Raw genomic sequence first — 14840 nt, 5'->3', positions numbered from 1 at the left:
CGTAAAAGAAAAAGGACAAGGACAATGGCACAGGAAAAAAGAGGTTCTCGCGACGATCGCCAGAACCGTGAAGAACGCGATAGCGAATTCGTCGACAAGCTGGTCGCGATCAACCGCGTTGCAAAGGTTGTTAAGGGTGGCCGTCGCTTCGGCTTCGCCGCTCTCGTCGTCGTTGGCGACCAGAAGGGCCGCGTTGGCTTCGGTCACGGCAAGGCTCGTGAAGTTCCGGAAGCCATTCGTAAGGCTACCGAGAGCGCAAAGCGCGATCTGATCTTCGTTCCGCTGCGCGATGGCCGCACTCTGCATCATGACGTCAATGGCCGTCACGGCGCTGGCAAGGTTCTGCTGCGTTCGGCCAAGGCCGGTACCGGTATCATCGCCGGTGGCCCGATGCGCGCTGTTTTTGAAACGCTGGGTGTTCACGACGTTGTTGCCAAGTCGACCGGTTCTTCGAACCCGTACAACATGGTTCGCGCAACGTTCGACGCTCTGAAGCATCAGGTTCATCCGAAGGACATCGCTGCACAGCGCGGTCTCAAGTATGCGACCCTTCAGGCTCGCCGTGCCGCGTCCGGCAACGCTTCTGAAGAATAAGGAGCTGGATCATGGCCAAGAAGACTACTGAAGCCAAGAAGACTGTTACGGTCGAACAGATCGGCAGCCCTATTCGCCGCCCGGCAATCCAGCGTCAGACGCTGGTCGGTCTGGGTCTCAACAAGATGCATCGTCAGCGCACCCTGGAAGATACTCCTGCGGTTCGCGGCATGATCCGTGCGGTCCAGCATCTCGTTCGCGTCGTTGACGAGAAGTGAGACGGAGTAACCTATCATGAAACTCAATGAAATCAGAGACAACGAAGGCTCCTCCAAGGACCGTATCCGCGTAGGTCGCGGTATCGGTTCCGGCAAGGGCAAGACCGGTGGTCGCGGTGTGAAGGGTCAGAAGGCTCGTTCGGGCGTCGCCATCAACGGTTTTGAAGGCGGTCAGATGCCAATCTACCGTCGTCTGCCGAAGCGCGGTTTCAACAACATCTTCGCTTCCGAATATGTTGTCGTATCGCTCGGCCGCATTCAGACCGCCATCGACGCCAAGAAGCTTGACGCTTCTGCAACGATCGATGCTGCAGCTCTCAAGGCTGCTGGCATCATCCGTCGCGCCAAGGACGGCGTTCGCATTCTCGCCGACGGCGAGCTGAAGGCAAAGGTCGCTTTCGAAGTTGCCGGCGCTTCCAAGCCTGCAATCGAAAAGATCGAAAAGGCCGGCGGCTCGATCAAGCTTCTCGCTGTTGCAGTAGAAGCTTCCGAGTAATATATACACTTCAGACGCCCGGGGCGCATAGTCGCTCCGGGCGTTTGCGCTCCCTGGCCTATGGTGCTTTCGATCTAAATCGATTTATAGAGCATCAGGGCAATCTCTTCGCGGTGTGCTTCCTTGGCCCCGCTTGCGGCAGAAAGTGCTGCAGGGAGAGCCTCACAGTTCTTGAACTTCCGTAGGGGAGGGGATAGGACATAAAAAACAGGGTGAGGCATGATGGCGGTCGAGAGCCGCATTTGTCCGAAGCCCGGTTTTGACCAGTATCTTTTAGACCTTTCCGCATCGGCCGGTTGCGCTGGCTGGCAAGGGTCATTCGGAGAAATTTATGGCTTCAGCAGCGGAACAACTGGCTTCGAACCTGAATTTTTCGACCTTCGCTAAGGCGGAGGATCTGAAAAAGCGTCTCTGGTTTACTCTTGCCGCACTTCTCGTCTACCGTCTCGGCACCCATATTCCGCTTCCGGGCCTGAACCCCGAAGCCTATGCGCAGGCCTTCCGTGGCCAGGCCAACGGTATTCTCGGTCTTTTCAACATGTTTGCGGGTGGCGCTGTCGAGCGCATGGCGATCTTCGCCCTCGGCATCATGCCTTACATCTCCGCTTCGATCATCGTGCAGCTCATGACCTCGGTCGTGCCGTCGCTCGAAGCGTTGAAGAAGGAAGGCGAAGCCGGCCGCAAGATCATCAACCAGTACACCCGCTACGGCACGGTGCTGCTCGGCACGCTGCAGGCCTATGGCATTGCGGTCGGCCTTGAAAGCGGCAACGGCCTTGTGGTCGATCCCGGCTGGTTCTTCCGCGTTTCCACCGTCATCACGCTGCTCGGCGGCACGATGTTCCTGATGTGGCTCGGTGAGCAGATCACTTCGCGTGGTATCGGCAACGGTATTTCGCTGATCATCTTCGCGGGTATTGCCGCAGGCCTGCCCAAGGCGCTCGCCGGCACGCTCGAACTCGGCCGTACCGGTGCGCTTTCGACCCCGCTCATCCTGATGGTTGTCGTGGTCGCCATCGGTGTCATCGCTCTTATCGTCTTCGTGGAGCGCGCCCAGCGCCGTCTGCTCATTCAATATCCGAAGCGACAGGTCGGCAACCGGATGTTCCAGGGCGATACTTCGCATCTGCCGCTGAAGCTCAACACGGCCGGCGTCATTCCCGCGATCTTCGCATCTTCGCTGCTGCTTCTGCCGGCAACGGCTGCTGGTTTTGCCGGCAACACCAACCTGCCGGCCTGGGCGACTTCGATCATCGCGTCGCTGCAGCACGGACAGCCGCTGTTCATGGCGCTCTATGGCCTGCTGATCGCGTTCTTCGCGTTTTTCTATACGGCGATCGTCTTCAATCCGAAGGACACCGCAGATAACCTCAAGAAGCATGGCGGCTTCATTCCGGGCATTCGTCCGGGCGAGCGCACCGCGGAGTACATTGATTACGTCCTGACCCGTATCACCGTGGTCGGCGCGATTTATCTGGTCTTCGTGTGTATCCTTCCTGAGACACTTATCGCACGCACGGGCATTCCATTAGCCCTTGGTGGTACTTCGCTTTTGATCGTTGTCAGTGTAACTCTGGATACGGTTGCGCAGATTCAGGGCCACCTGATCGCGCAGCAATATGAAGGGCTGATCAAGAAGTCGAAGTTGCGTGGAGGAAAGAGGGGACGATGAGACTGATATTTTTGGGTCCGCCGGGTGCGGGCAAGGGAACCCAGGCCAAGCGCCTGACTGACAAGTACGGGATCCCGCAGCTTTCCACCGGTGACATGCTTCGCGCTGCGGTCAGCGCGGGCACCGAAATCGGCAAACGCGCCAAGGCCGTTATGGACGCCGGCGGGCTTGTTTCCGACGATATCGTCAATCAGATCGTTTCCGAACGCATCGAAGCACCGGACTGTGCCAAGGGCTTTATTCTGGACGGCTATCCGCGCACCGTTCCGCAGGCCAAGGCGCTTGCAGACAACATGCGCAAGAAGAATCTGGTCCTAGATGCCGTTATCGAACTCAAGGTCGACGAAGAGGCGTTGATTCGCCGAATCGAAAACCGTGTGGCTGAAACCATTGCCGCCGGCGGCACGGTTCGCTCGGATGACAATCCGGAAGCGTTCCGCAAGCGCCTGACGGAATATCGCGAGAAGACCGCGCCGCTGTCTGCCTATTACAGCGAACAGGGCGAACTCGTAACGCTTGACGGTATGGCTGACGTCGATGCTGTCACCGAGGCCATCGAGCGCGTTCTCGAGAAAGCCTCCGCCTGATCGGGGAGCGGATGGGCGAGGCTGTTGCGTTCTTGCCCATATCTCGCTTCCGCATGGCGACTGATCCTTTGGATCGCAAAAGAATCTTGGCGGAGCCGGTTGCTTTTTTGCGCTGATTCCGTTAAACACCGCGCCAACTCGCGACATCCCAAGCGACTGGCGCGGATTTCCCTAAGGGAAGGGAGATCCGGGTTCGGTCGTTTTGACTTGTCACGGACATCAATTTTGAACTGGCGGTCTCGGCCGCTCGAATGGAATCACCACTTGCCGGATGGCAACTGGAACCAAGGAGAAAAGACGTGGCACGTATCGCTGGCGTCAACATCCCGACTGCAAAGCGCGTTGTTATTGCGCTGACCTACATTCACGGGATTGGTCCGAAATTCGCGCAGGAAATCATGGACAAGGTCGGTCTTCCGGCTGACAAGCGCGTTCATCAGCTGACGGATGCTGAAGTTCTTCAGATCCGCGAAGCCATCGACCGCGACTACCAGGTCGAAGGTGACCTGCGTCGCGACACGTCGATGAACATCAAGCGTTTGATGGACCTCGGTTGCTACCGCGGCCTGCGTCACCGTCGTGGCCTTCCGGTCCGCGGTCAGCGCACGCACACCAACGCCCGCACCCGTAAGGGTCCGGCGAAGGCTATCGCTGGTAAGAAGAAGTAATTTTCCGGTTCTCCGGAAAGGGGAGGCTGGTGCAGTCCGCGCCAGCCTTTCTGAGTTTGGCGTGAAGCTCGGATACGGGTCGATCGCCGGTGTAGCCGCTGGTGTTACGGCGGTGAAGAGATCAATGAAAGGTATAAAATGGCCAAGGAAGCCGCACGCGTTCGCCGTCGCGAACGTAAAAATATCACGTCGGGCGTCGCGCACGTCAACTCGACCTTCAACAACACGATGATCACCATCACCGACGCACAGGGCAATGCTATTGCCTGGTCGTCTGCTGGTGCCAAGGGCTTCAAGGGTTCGCGTAAGTCGACCCCGTTCGCTGCCCAGATCGCTGCTGAAGATTGCGCGAAGAAGGCTCAGGAACACGGCATGAAGTCGCTTGAAGTTGAAGTTTGCGGTCCGGGTTCCGGTCGTGAATCGGCACTTCGCGCTCTGCAGGCTGCCGGTTTCATGATCACCTCCATTCGCGACGTGACGCCGATCCCGCACAACGGTTGCCGTCCGCGCAAGAAGCGCCGCGTCTGACGCGACCGTGGTTCGGAAATTCCGCCTTTCCCCAGGTCAGGCGGAATTTTCGTGTATCTGGCGTGTGCGCGTCGATTTCGATCGACGGACTTGCGCTCAAGAACCCACCGATGAACCACTGAATTAGGTTCCTCTCGGTGTTTTCATGCTCGGTCCGTCACGATTGGATGGTGGCGGCGAACGGAAGGTTTAAAGATGATTCAGAAGAACTGGCAGGAACTTATCAAGCCGAACAAGGTCGAGTTCACCTCGTCCAGCCGCACCAAGGCAACGCTCGTTGCCGAGCCGCTGGAACGTGGTTTCGGCCTCACCCTCGGCAACGCGCTGCGTCGCGTTCTGTTGTCTTCTCTGCGCGGCGCCGCTGTTACGGCCGTGCAGATCGACGGTGTCCTGCACGAATTCTCCTCCATCCCCGGCGTTCGGGAAGATGTGACGGATATCGTGCTCAACATCAAGGAAATCGCCATCAAGATGGATGGCGACGATTCCAAGCGCATGGTCGTGCGCAAGCAGGGCCCAGGTGCCGTAACCGCTGGTGATATCCAGACGGTTGGCGACATCGAGATCCTGAACCCCGACCACGTGATCTGCACGCTTGATGATGGCGCTGAAATCCGCATGGAATTCACCGTCAACAACGGCAAGGGTTACGTACCGGCTGAGCGCAACCGCGCGGAAGATGCCCCGATTGGCCTCATTCCGGTGGACAGCCTCTATTCTCCGGTCAAGAAAGTGTCCTACAAGGTGGAAAACACCCGTGAAGGTCAGGTTCTCGACTATGACAAGCTGATCATGACGATCGAGACCAACGGTTCGGTTTCCGGCGAAGACGCCGTTGCCTTCGCCGCTCGTATTCTTCAGGACCAGCTCGGCGTCTTCGTCAACTTCGACGAGCCGCAGAAGGAAGCAGAAGAAGAATCGGTTACCGAACTCGCGTTCAACCCGGCGCTTCTCAAGAAGGTCGACGAGCTGGAGCTGTCGGTTCGTTCGGCTAACTGCCTGAAGAACGACAACATCGTCTATATCGGCGACCTGATCCAGAAGACCGAAGCCGAAATGCTTCGCACGCCGAACTTTGGTCGCAAGTCGCTGAACGAAATCAAGGAAGTTCTCGCTTCCATGGGTCTGCACCTCGGTATGGAAGTACCGGCATGGCCGCCTGAGAACATCGAAGATCTCGCCAAGCGTTACGAAGACCAGTACTAACAATCAAAAAGGCAGACCCTTTAAAGACTGCCTTTCCCCGTCAAACAGCAGGTAAGTCACCTGCATGTGCCAGGAAACGGCAGGTCCGGATAGGAAGCCTGCACTAAAGGAGAATAGCAATGCGCCACGGAAATTCAGGCCGCAAGCTCAATAGAACCGCCAGCCACCGCAAGGCAATGTTTGCCAACATGGCTGCTTCGCTCATCACCCATGAGCAGATCGTAACCACCCTTCCGAAGGCGAAGGAAATCCGTCCGATCGTCGAGCGTCTCGTGACCCTCGGCAAGCGCGGCGACCTGCACGCTCGTCGTCAGGCGATCTCGCAGATCAAGGATCAGGACGCCGTTCGCAAGCTGTTCGACGCGATCGCTTCGCGTTACGCAACCCGCAACGGCGGCTACCTGCGTATCATGAAGGCCGGCTTCCGCCAGGGCGACAACGCGGCTCTCGCCGTCGTTGAATTCGTCGAGCGCGACGTTGATGCCAAGGGCGCAGCCGACAAGGCTCGCGTTGCCGCAGAAGCTGCTGCTGCCGAAGCCGCATAAGTTCTGACGCCTTCAGGCGTCGTGAATTAAAAAGCCGGGTGAGAGATCACCCGGTTTTTTGCGTTTGTCTATCGGGAATGGGGCAGTTGAGACTTCAGCCTTCGCAAAGGCTTGATGGGGAGGGGATATCTCCCTTCCCGGGGATTGCTCAGGCTGCAAACCATCCGCCCAAACGTTAGCTCGGAGGAAAGTCCTCTCTCACTCCGGAACGTGGATACGGCCCTTGATGTGCTTGAGGTGGGCGACAATGGTGAAGGTCATGATGACCAGCAGTGACCATGAACTCCATTTGCCGATATGGACGACGGACCAGGCGCCGATCTGATCGGGATATTTCCAGATGCCGAAGAAGGTGGAGATGTTTTCCGCCAGCCAGACAAAAAAGCCGATCAGGACAAAGGAGAGAAGCAGGGGCATCTTGCGGTCGCGATCATAGGGGCGGTAAACGACGGTGGCGCGGGAATAGAGGCCGATGGCACAGGCGGCGATGTACCAGCGGTAATCGCCGATGAAGTGGTGGGTGAAGAAATTGACGTAGATGGCAATGCCGATCAGCGTCGCCATCCAGTAGGTGGGATAGTGGCGAATGCGCACATCCAGCAGCCGCCATGCCTGAATGATGTAGCTGCCGACGGCGGCATACATGAAGCCGGAAAAGAGCGGCACGCCGAGCACTTTAGTGTAGGCGAAATCCGGATAGGACCACGACTGGATGGCACTGGAAGTCTTGAACACCTCCAGTGCAAAGCCGACGATATGGAACAGCAGGATTGCCTTGGCCTCGTCCAGCGTTTCCAGCCTGCTCCAGATCATGAAGAACTGAATGGCGAGCGCAATGACCAGCAGCACGTCATAACGGGGAATACCGAACAGTCCGCCATGCGGCGTCACGAAGATGGAGATGAAGAACAAGCCTGCAAACAGGCAGGCGCGGGCTTCCTTGATACCGAAATACAGAAACTCGACGATAAAACGCCTGATGCCTTTGAGTTCGCCCCAGGGATAGGTATCGCAAAGCAGATTATCCAAGACGGAGAGGCGGCTTGCGGCTGGACTTGTCCCTATGCTCATGTTCACGCCCCGATTTGCATTCGTCACCTTTCATACGAAAACCGGAAGGAGCTCGCATGGGCTTGCCACCCCTATCCCCGCCTTATTTTGCCCGCATCCGGCTTTTGGCGGGTGCAGTGGCGGTGATTGTTTGCGGCCTTTGCTTGCGGGCGTTCGGCTACGACGTGGGGTTGCCGTTTGTGGCGGTGAAATATGGCGGATCCGTGCTTTGGGGTGCGATGGTCTACCTGTTGCTGGCGGCGGTCTTTCCCTCGCGCTGGCATGGCTATGAGGTTCACATCGCCGTTCTTGTCGTGGTGATCGTGGAACTGATCCGGCTTGTCCATTTTCCGGCGCTGGACGCGTTTCGTGCAACGACGGCCGGGGCTTTGCTGCTCGGCCGTGTTTTTTCGCTTTGGAATATCGTTTGTTATGTTGTGGGGATTGCGGCCGCGTCTTTCATGACCGGACGGGTCTGGCGCGTTTCGCCCTCTTCATCGCCATGATCGATGGCCGCACAAGCCGATACCCGAGCAACACCACCATCGTGCTGATATAAAATACCGGCTCCAGCGTGATCGATTTTCGCGCCAGCACAAAATGCAGCACGCCAACGATGAGCACGAGATAGACGAGTTTGTGCAGCGTGTTCCAGCGGCTGCCGAGCTTGCGGATCGACCAGCGGTTGGAGGTGAGCGCAAGTGGAATGAGCATGGTAAGCCCTGCCATGCCGAGCATGATATAGGGCCGTTTCAGAATATCGCCGGCGATGGAGCTGATGATCAGGCCACGGTCCAGCACCAGATAGACGGTGAAATGCGCCAGCACGTAATAAAAGGCGATCAGCCCCAGCGCCCGGCGATAGGCGATGAGGTTGATGTTGAACAGGTCTCGCAGCGGCGTCACCAGAAGCCCGAGACAGAGGAAACGCAGCGCCCAGATGCCGAGCAGGTGCTCGAAATCCTTGACCGGATTGAAGCCGAGACCACCGGTTGCGGCGAGGTAAAAATACCAGACGCCCGGACAGAGGCCGATCGCATAAAGCGACCAGATAGCCGCCGGCTGATAACGCTTCGGCAGCGACGGAAGCGAAAAGGCGAGGGCCATGGTTAGTAATTCGCTTTCAGGTCCATGCCGGTATAAAGGCTTGCTACCTCGTCATAACCGTTGAACATCAGGGTAGGGCGGTTCTGGGTGCCGAAAAAGCCGCCTTCGCCGATGCGCTGTTCCGTTGCCTGACTCCAGCGCGGATGGTCCACATGCGGATTGACGTTGGAGTAGAAGCCATATTCGCGGGCGTTGGAGTTTTTCCACGTCGTTTCCGGCTGTTTCTCGGTCAGCGAAATCCGGACGATGGATTTGATGCCCTTGAAACCGTATTTCCAGGGAACAACGAGGCGGATGGGCGCACCGTTCTGGTTCGGCAGCGTTTCGCCGTAAAGGCCGACGGCGAGGATGGTTAGCGGATGGCGTGCCTCATCGAGGCGCAGACCCTCGACATAGGGCCAGGACAGAGGCTGGAACAGACCGCTCTGGCCGGGCATTTCCTCCGGCCGCACCACGGTTTCGAAGGAGACGTATTTCGCGCTGCCAAGCGGCTCCACCTTGTCGAGAAGCGCGGCGAGGGGGAAGCCGATCCATGGAATGACCATCGACCAGCCCTCGACACAGCGCATGCGATAGGTGCGTTCTTCGAGCTGATATTTCATCAGCTCTTCGATGCCGAATTCCTGCGGTTTGGAGACAAGGCCATCCACCTTCACGGTCCATGGGTTGGGTTTGAACTTGCCGGAATTTTCCTTCGGGTCGGATTTTCCGACACCGAATTCATAGAAGTTATTGTAGCTGGTGACGGCATCGAGCGGGGTGAGCTTTTCATCCAGCTTGTAGGCGCCGGGTTTCGCCGCAAGCGGAGCGGCAATTGTCTCGCGGCTGCCAAGCCCGATTGCCGCAAGTCCTGCCGCCGTACCGAGGAAGCCGCGTCGGGACATGTAGATATTCTTCGGCGTGATTTCTGTAGCCGCGATCAGGGGCGGACGATAGGCGGGCATTTCAACCTCCACAAAAGCCGGGTGCATCGGCGATAAATCGATTATGATAGGCTATACGGCCGCTGCACAGATATGTTTCAGCGCGTCGCGCAAAAACAACGGCCGGGCGGCGGAAATCGCGCATTTGTGATAAGTGGTCGCGTGAATTGCTGCACCGGGAAGCGGCGTACCGTACCGAACCGTACTGTTTTGCCTGAAGGTGACAGTGACAGGGCTTGCGGTTTGCGCTAGAAAAACCGCAAAATAGGGCAGGAGCTATTTTTACGCCTTTGCGGAAATGCGCTCTTCGCCATGAGATCGAGGAAAACACCATGCCAGCCTATCGCTCAAGAACGACAACCCACGGCCGCAACATGGCGGGCGCGCGCGGCCTGTGGCGCGCCACCGGCATGAAGGACAGCGATTTCGGCAAGCCGATCATCGCTGTCGTCAATTCCTTCACGCAGTTCGTGCCGGGCCATGTGCATCTGAAAGATCTCGGCCAGCTCGTTGCCCGCGAAATCGAAGCGGCAGGCGGCGTGGCCAAGGAATTCAACACCATCGCGGTTGATGACGGCATCGCCATGGGCCATGACGGCATGCTCTATTCGCTGCCGTCGCGCGAAATCATCGCGGATTCCGTGGAATATATGGTCAATGCCCATTGCGCCGATGCGATGGTGTGCATTTCCAACTGCGACAAGATCACGCCCGGCATGCTGAATGCGGCGATGCGCCTCAACATTCCCGCCGTTTTCGTTTCCGGTGGCCCAATGGAAGCGGGCAAGGTCGTTCTGCACGGCAAGACGGTCGCGCTCGATCTGGTCGACGCCATGGTTGCGGCAGCAGATGACAAGATTTCCGACGAGGACGTGAAGGTCATCGAGCGTTCGGCCTGCCCGACCTGCGGTTCCTGCTCCGGCATGTTCACCGCCAATTCGATGAACTGTCTGACCGAAGCTCTGGGTCTGTCATTGCCCGGCAACGGTTCGACGCTCGCCACCCATTCGGATCGCCGGCGCCTGTTCGTCGAAGCCGGTCATCTGATCGTCGATCTGGCGCGCCGTTATTACGAGCAGGACGACGAGACCGTTCTGCCGCGCACCATCGCCAACAAGGCGGCGTTCGAAAACGCCATGTCGCTGGATATCGCCATGGGCGGCTCCACCAATACGGTTCTGCATATTCTCGCAGCAGCCCATGAGGGCGGTGTCGATTTCGGCATGGAAGACATCGATCGTCTTTCCCGCAAGGTTCCCTGCCTTTCCAAGGTGGCGCCTGCCAAGCAGGACGTGCACATGGAAGACGTTCACCGTGCGGGTGGCATCATGCGTATTCTCGGTGAGCTGGAACGCGGCGGCCTCATCAACCGCGATACCTATACGGTGCACGAAGCGACGCTTGGCGATGCCATCGACCGCTGGGACATCACCCGCACCAACAGCGAGACGGTGCGTGAATTCTTCAAGGCTGCCCCCGGCGGCGTGCCGACACAGGTGGCTTTCAGCCAGTCCTCGCGTTGGGACGATCTGGATACAGATAGCGACAACGGCGTCATCCGCTCGGTCGAAAAGCCCTTCTCCAAGGATGGTGGTCTGGCCGTGCTTTACGGCAACATCGCGCTCGACGGCTGCATCGTGAAAACTGCGGGTGTTGACGAATCCATCCTGAAATTCACTGGCCCGGCGGTCGTTTACGAAAGCCAGGACGCAGCGGTGAAGGGCATTCTCGGCAACGAGGTCAAGGCGGGCGACGTCGTCGTCATCCGTTATGAAGGACCGAAGGGCGGCCCGGGCATGCAGGAAATGCTCTATCCGACCAGCTACCTGAAATCCAAGGGCCTCGGCAAAGCCTGCGCGCTCATCACCGACGGTCGTTTTTCGGGCGGCACTTCTGGCCTTTCCATCGGCCATGCCTCGCCGGAAGCGGCGCAGGGCGGCGCAATCGGCCTCGTGCGTCAGGGTGACCTGATCGAGATCGATATTCCGAACCGCACCATCAATCTCAGGGTAGCGGATTCGGAACTGGCTTCGCGCCGCGCCGAACAGGAAGAGCTGGGCTGGAAGCCGGAAGCACCGCGCAAGCGCAATGTCACGACGGCGCTGAAGGCCTATGCTGCCTTTGCGTCCAGCGCGGACAAGGGCGCCGTGCGGATTCTGCCGGAGTAATTTCCGGATCTGCGAGATGATAAAAAGCCGCCGTTGATTAACGGCGGCTTTTTTGTGCCGATCACTCTTTATCGAGCCGATAAGGTCGAAGCGGCACAACTTTTCTCCGTTGCCTGCAAAGGGCAGTTGCACGGCCGGTCGCAACAAAACCCAGCTTGTCCATCAGACGGTGCGACGCCCTGTTGTCAAATAGGGGATTGGCATGCAGGGTCTTGATGCCCATGTGCTGAAAGGCATAATCGATGACGAGGCGTCCGGCTTCTTCTCCGTAGCCCTTTCCCCAAACACGGCGATCAAGCCAAAGGCCGAATTCGCCTGAAAGGCCGATGAGACCGACCAGCCTGCCGTCATCCACCGCCCATACCGGGAGCCGGCGTTCAGCAATGCGCCTGATCAGACGCCGTGCATCATCGGGTTCGAAAGGGTAGGTCGTGCGCAGCAGATTGCGCAATATGAGCGGGTCGTTCGTCAGCCGGGCGAGCGGCGGCGAGTCCGTCATCTTAAAAGGTCGGAGGACAAGGCGTGATGATTTCAATTGCGGCATCGTTTCCCGTCTTTTGCATTTGTGGCAGGGCGATAGTCCTCAAGATCAGAAACTGATTCAAGCGCTTCGCATCTCGATTCCGGAATGCATGGCAACGCCTTGTTTTCATGAAGGTTCCGGTGGACTATCAAATTGCGGTATGGGAATGCGGTACTTGAAATATGGTCACATTGGAGTGATTGGCGGAGTTGCCTCTTTTCATCGCCGTATGGCTTACTAGCTCAGTGACATGAAAAGACGAACCGCACTCGCCCTCATTGCGTCCCTGCCTTTTGCTGAACTTGCCCGCGCGCAAAGCTCCAGCAATGGCATCCGTTTTGATCCGTTACTGAGGGAGGCGGACGCGCTTTCCAGCCTCAGGACGGTCCTAGTCAGCATTGACGGCGAGGAGGTCGCAAGCCGCGCCTATCATGGGGCCAGCGTGAATGGCTCCACCAATATCAAGTCGGCCTCGAAATCGATCATTTCGGCGCTGGTCGGCATGGCGATTGATCGCAAGATCATTGAGAGTGCAGACCAGCCGATTGCGACAGTTCTGCGCGGCGATTTTCCGCCAAGTCCCGATCCCCGGCTGGAACGGATCACCATCGGCAACCTCTTGTCCATGCAGTCAGGTCTGGAGCGCATGTCCGGGCCGAATTACGGCCGCTGGGTCGCCAGCCGCAACTGGGTTCGGATGGCGCTGGGTTCCGGTTTTGTCGGAGAACCGGGCGGCGGCATGCTCTATTCCACGGGTTCCACGCATCTGCTCTCGGCGATATTGACCAGGGCCTCCGGCCGCTCGACGCTTGCTCTGGCGCGTGACTGGTTTCGTCCGCTCAAGGGATTTGCGATCGGCGGCTGGGAGCGTGATCCGCAGGGTGTCTATCTCGGCGGCAACCAGATGGCGATGACGGCGCGATCGTTGCTGGCCTTCGGCGAGCTTTACCGGCGTGGCGGGACGACACCGGAGGGCGAGCGACTGATTTCGCAAGGCTGGATCGACCAGTCCTGGCAGCAGCGCACAAATTCTGTCTTCAACGGCGACGGATATGGTTATTGCTGGTTCATCAAGGAAATGGCGGGCGAAATGGTCTATTACGCTTGGGGTTATGGCGGGCAGATGCTCTATATCGTTCCCGCGAGGCGGCTATCCGTCGTGATGACCTCTCGTGAGGATGCACCTTCCGCCAGAACCGGTTATCGCGATCAGCTGCATGGCCTCATGGAAGTCATCATCCGTGCGGTGTAAGGGCAGGCGATAATGGTCAGAGCGGCCTGTTGATGCTCTGGAACGCCTCTCCGAGACGTTTCATGCGCTCCTCATAGGCGGCTGTCAGGCAGGCAACGTCGGCTGAACACTCCTGACGTTTCTTCAGCCATTTGCTCTGTTCGTCGCGTAGCGTGTCGCGTGCACCCATGGCCATCAGCTGGGTGAGGATGTCGAAGGTGGTGGCCATCTTCACATCCTGATCGTTGAGGGCACGGTTGTCGCAGATCGCCTTTTCATCGGCCGCCAGATCGGTCTTTCCGCAGTCGAAGCTTGCAGCAGCGGCCGGCGAAACGAGGGAGGAGGCGAGGAGCAGGCCGCAGGCGAGGAGGGGCTTTTTCAAATCCATGACTTGTCTCTTTGAGAAATGCTGTTGCGGATGAAACCAGAAAGGCGGCTCGCTGGTTCCATTTCGCTGTTGCCATGATTTGGGAAAAGGCGCGGCTTGGGAAAAGGCGCGACTTGGGAAAAGGATAGCCATCATCTTGCCGCTCTTTGCTTTACAGGCTTTGGCGTTATAACTCCATCATACTGATGACGATGAGGAATCACATGCGAAGCGTGTTGAAGTATCTGTCCACCGGCTTTCTCGCCGCGCTCATTCTCCTGCCCGTGGGCGCTGGCGCACAGGACAACAGGACCGTGCCCTCAAGCCACACGGAAATGCAGCTTTCCTTTGCGCCGCTGGTCAAGCGCACCGCAGGCGCTGTCGTGAATGTCTATGCCGAGCGCGTCGTGCAGCGGCGTCTGTCGCCCTTTGCCGGCGATCCTTTCTTCGAGCAGTTCTTCGGCCAGCAGATGCCGAACCGCACGGAAAAACAGTCGTCGCTTGGCTCCGGCGTGATTGTGACCGCCGGCGGCCTCGTGGTGACCAACAATCACGTCATCGACGGTGCTGATGACATCAAGGTGGCGCTGGCGGATGGGCGTGAGTTCTCCTCCAAGGTGCTGCTGAAAGATGACCGGGTCGATCTCGCCGTTCTGCAGATCGATGCGAAAGAGCAGTTCCCGGTGCTGTCGCTTGGCAATTCCGATGCGATTGAAGTTGGTGATCTGGTGCTTGCCATCGGCAACCCCTTCGGTGTCGGCCAGACGGTGACGAGCGGCATTGTCTCGGGTCTCGCCCGCAACCAGGTGACGCAGGGTGATTTCGGCTTCTTCATCCAGACCGACGCCTCCATCAACCCCGGCAATTCCGGCGGCGCGCTGATGAACATGGCGGGTGAGCTGATCGGCATCAATACGGCGATCTTCTCCAAGGGCGGCGGATCGAACGGTATCGGTT

General features: G+C 58.3%; 18 protein-coding genes. 13 read left to right on the top strand and 5 right to left on the bottom strand.

The genetic code is table 11. The annotated features are described in order from the left end of the window. Window positions 1–24 precede the first annotated feature (24 nt). The 9 genes from rpsE to rplQ all read left to right on the top strand — a co-directional run bounded on the left by rpsE (window position 25) and on the right by rplQ (window position 6514). Window positions 25–594: a 30S ribosomal protein S5 gene (rpsE, locus tag DA915_RS09730; protein ID WP_003495208.1), complete on the top strand. Its 570-nt coding sequence runs from the start codon at window positions 25–27 to the stop codon at window positions 592–594. A gap of 11 nt (window positions 595–605) precedes the next feature. Next, the gene (gene rpmD / locus DA915_RS09725) at window positions 606–812 is read left to right on the top strand and encodes a 50S ribosomal protein L30 (RefSeq protein WP_003495212.1); all 207 of its coding nucleotides are present in this window, start codon (window positions 606–608) and stop codon (window positions 810–812) included. A 16-nt stretch (window positions 813–828) separates the two neighbouring features. Further along, on the top strand, window positions 829–1308 hold the full coding sequence (rplO, locus tag DA915_RS09720; protein ID WP_003507788.1) for a 50S ribosomal protein L15: 480 nt from the start codon (window positions 829–831) through the stop codon (window positions 1306–1308). 331 nt (window positions 1309–1639) lie between these two features. Further along, window positions 1640–2980 carry a preprotein translocase subunit SecY gene (gene secY / locus DA915_RS09715; RefSeq protein ID WP_003507789.1) on the top strand — a complete coding sequence of 447 codons (1341 nt, stop codon included), beginning with the start codon at window positions 1640–1642 and terminating at the stop codon, window positions 2978–2980. Next, complete coding sequence (locus DA915_RS09710) at window positions 2977–3567, top strand: adenylate kinase (RefSeq protein WP_003507790.1); 591 nt, start codon at window positions 2977–2979, stop codon at window positions 3565–3567. Before secY ends, DA915_RS09710 begins: the two co-directional genes overlap by 4 nt. A gap of 299 nt (window positions 3568–3866) precedes the next feature. Beyond that, window positions 3867–4235 carry a 30S ribosomal protein S13 gene (rpsM, locus tag DA915_RS09705; protein ID WP_003507791.1) on the top strand — a complete coding sequence of 123 codons (369 nt, stop codon included), beginning with the start codon at window positions 3867–3869 and terminating at the stop codon, window positions 4233–4235. 138 nt (window positions 4236–4373) lie between these two features. Next, window positions 4374–4763 carry a 30S ribosomal protein S11 gene (gene rpsK / locus DA915_RS09700; protein WP_003495225.1) on the top strand — a complete coding sequence of 130 codons (390 nt, stop codon included), beginning with the start codon at window positions 4374–4376 and terminating at the stop codon, window positions 4761–4763. Window positions 4764–4958: 195 nt separating this feature from the next. Then, window positions 4959–5969, top strand: coding sequence for a DNA-directed RNA polymerase subunit alpha (locus DA915_RS09695; protein WP_003495228.1), 1011 nt, complete (start codon window positions 4959–4961; stop codon window positions 5967–5969). Window positions 5970–6088: 119 nt separating this feature from the next. After that, on the top strand, window positions 6089–6514 hold the full coding sequence (rplQ, locus tag DA915_RS09690; RefSeq protein WP_003495230.1) for a 50S ribosomal protein L17: 426 nt from the start codon (window positions 6089–6091) through the stop codon (window positions 6512–6514). A gap of 198 nt (window positions 6515–6712) precedes the next feature. Here the strand turns inward: rplQ and DA915_RS09685 are convergent, their stop codons facing one another. Then, window positions 6713–7585, bottom strand: coding sequence for a DUF817 domain-containing protein (locus DA915_RS09685; RefSeq protein WP_107675728.1), 873 nt, complete (start codon window positions 7583–7585; stop codon window positions 6713–6715). Between the two features lie 56 nt (window positions 7586–7641). On the opposite strand from DA915_RS09685, the gene DA915_RS09680 reads away from it, so the two are divergent. Beyond that, on the top strand, window positions 7642–8070 hold the full coding sequence (locus tag DA915_RS09680; RefSeq protein WP_107675727.1) for a DUF2809 domain-containing protein: 429 nt from the start codon (window positions 7642–7644) through the stop codon (window positions 8068–8070). Here the strand turns inward: DA915_RS09680 and msrQ are convergent. Beyond that, window positions 8024–8671 carry a protein-methionine-sulfoxide reductase heme-binding subunit MsrQ gene (gene msrQ, locus DA915_RS09675; protein WP_045017103.1) on the bottom strand — a complete coding sequence of 216 codons (648 nt, stop codon included), beginning with the start codon at window positions 8669–8671 and terminating at the stop codon, window positions 8024–8026. The two genes, DA915_RS09680 and msrQ, sit on opposite strands and share 47 nt — an antisense overlap. 2 nt (window positions 8672–8673) lie before the next feature. Next, complete coding sequence (gene msrP, locus DA915_RS09670; protein WP_107675726.1) at window positions 8674–9615, bottom strand: protein-methionine-sulfoxide reductase catalytic subunit MsrP; 942 nt, start codon at window positions 9613–9615, stop codon at window positions 8674–8676. A gap of 311 nt (window positions 9616–9926) precedes the next feature. Here msrP and ilvD point away from each other — a divergent pair, with 311 nt between their 5' ends. Further along, window positions 9927–11762, top strand: coding sequence for a dihydroxy-acid dehydratase (gene ilvD, locus DA915_RS09665; RefSeq protein WP_003507800.1), 1836 nt, complete (start codon window positions 9927–9929; stop codon window positions 11760–11762). A gap of 61 nt (window positions 11763–11823) precedes the next feature. Here ilvD and DA915_RS09660 read toward each other — a convergent pair whose 3' ends face one another. Beyond that, the gene (locus DA915_RS09660; RefSeq protein ID WP_077998587.1) at window positions 11824–12306 is read right to left on the bottom strand and encodes a GNAT family N-acetyltransferase; all 483 of its coding nucleotides are present in this window, start codon (window positions 12304–12306) and stop codon (window positions 11824–11826) included. 229 nt (window positions 12307–12535) lie between these two features. Between DA915_RS09660 and DA915_RS09655 the strand changes: the two genes are divergently transcribed. After that, the gene (locus DA915_RS09655; protein ID WP_107675725.1) at window positions 12536–13537 is read left to right on the top strand and encodes a serine hydrolase; all 1002 of its coding nucleotides are present in this window, start codon (window positions 12536–12538) and stop codon (window positions 13535–13537) included. 16 nt (window positions 13538–13553) lie between these two features. Here the strand turns inward: DA915_RS09655 and DA915_RS09650 are convergent, their stop codons facing one another. Next, window positions 13554–13904, bottom strand: coding sequence for a lysozyme inhibitor LprI family protein (locus DA915_RS09650; protein ID WP_107675724.1), 351 nt, complete (start codon window positions 13902–13904; stop codon window positions 13554–13556). Between the two features lie 203 nt (window positions 13905–14107). Here DA915_RS09650 and DA915_RS09645 point away from each other — a divergent pair. Continuing rightward, window positions 14108–14840 (top strand): trypsin-like peptidase domain-containing protein (locus DA915_RS09645; RefSeq protein WP_153064531.1); only part of this gene is annotated, 733 nt, incomplete at its 3' end.

Origin of the sequence: Agrobacterium sp. LAD9 (genome assembly GCF_003031125.1) — a bacterium.
In the GTDB taxonomy this organism is placed as follows: domain Bacteria; phylum Pseudomonadota; class Alphaproteobacteria; order Rhizobiales; family Rhizobiaceae; genus Agrobacterium; species Agrobacterium radiobacter.
This window is presented reverse-complemented; position numbering and strand designations above follow the sequence as displayed.

Excerpts from the sequence above, each read along its gene's own strand:
- DA915_RS09660 (WP_077998587.1), bottom strand. The coding sequence starts at position 12,306 with ATGCCGCAATTGAAATCATCACGCCTTGTCCTCCGACCTTTTAAGATG.
- DA915_RS09695 (WP_003495228.1), top strand. The coding sequence starts at position 4,959 with ATGATTCAGAAGAACTGGCAGGAACTTATCAAGCCGAACAAGGTCGAG.
- DA915_RS09680 (WP_107675727.1), top strand. The coding sequence starts at position 7,642 with ATGGGCTTGCCACCCCTATCCCCGCCTTATTTTGCCCGCATCCGGCTT.
- rpsE (WP_003495208.1), top strand. The coding sequence starts at position 25 with ATGGCACAGGAAAAAAGAGGTTCTCGCGACGATCGCCAGAACCGTGAA.
- secY (WP_003507789.1), top strand. The coding sequence starts at position 1,640 with ATGGCTTCAGCAGCGGAACAACTGGCTTCGAACCTGAATTTTTCGACC.
- msrQ (WP_045017103.1), bottom strand. The coding sequence starts at position 8,671 with ATGGCCCTCGCCTTTTCGCTTCCGTCGCTGCCGAAGCGTTATCAGCCG.
- DA915_RS09650 (WP_107675724.1), bottom strand. The coding sequence starts at position 13,904 with ATGGATTTGAAAAAGCCCCTCCTCGCCTGCGGCCTGCTCCTCGCCTCC.
- ilvD (WP_003507800.1), top strand. The coding sequence starts at position 9,927 with ATGCCAGCCTATCGCTCAAGAACGACAACCCACGGCCGCAACATGGCG.
- rplQ (WP_003495230.1), top strand. The coding sequence starts at position 6,089 with ATGCGCCACGGAAATTCAGGCCGCAAGCTCAATAGAACCGCCAGCCAC.
- rpmD (WP_003495212.1), top strand. The coding sequence starts at position 606 with ATGGCCAAGAAGACTACTGAAGCCAAGAAGACTGTTACGGTCGAACAG.
- DA915_RS09655 (WP_107675725.1), top strand. The coding sequence starts at position 12,536 with ATGAAAAGACGAACCGCACTCGCCCTCATTGCGTCCCTGCCTTTTGCT.
- rpsK (WP_003495225.1), top strand. The coding sequence starts at position 4,374 with ATGGCCAAGGAAGCCGCACGCGTTCGCCGTCGCGAACGTAAAAATATC.
- rplO (WP_003507788.1), top strand. The coding sequence starts at position 829 with ATGAAACTCAATGAAATCAGAGACAACGAAGGCTCCTCCAAGGACCGT.
- DA915_RS09685 (WP_107675728.1), bottom strand. The coding sequence starts at position 7,585 with ATGAGCATAGGGACAAGTCCAGCCGCAAGCCGCCTCTCCGTCTTGGAT.
- msrP (WP_107675726.1), bottom strand. The coding sequence starts at position 9,615 with ATGCCCGCCTATCGTCCGCCCCTGATCGCGGCTACAGAAATCACGCCG.
- DA915_RS09710 (WP_003507790.1), top strand. The coding sequence starts at position 2,977 with ATGAGACTGATATTTTTGGGTCCGCCGGGTGCGGGCAAGGGAACCCAG.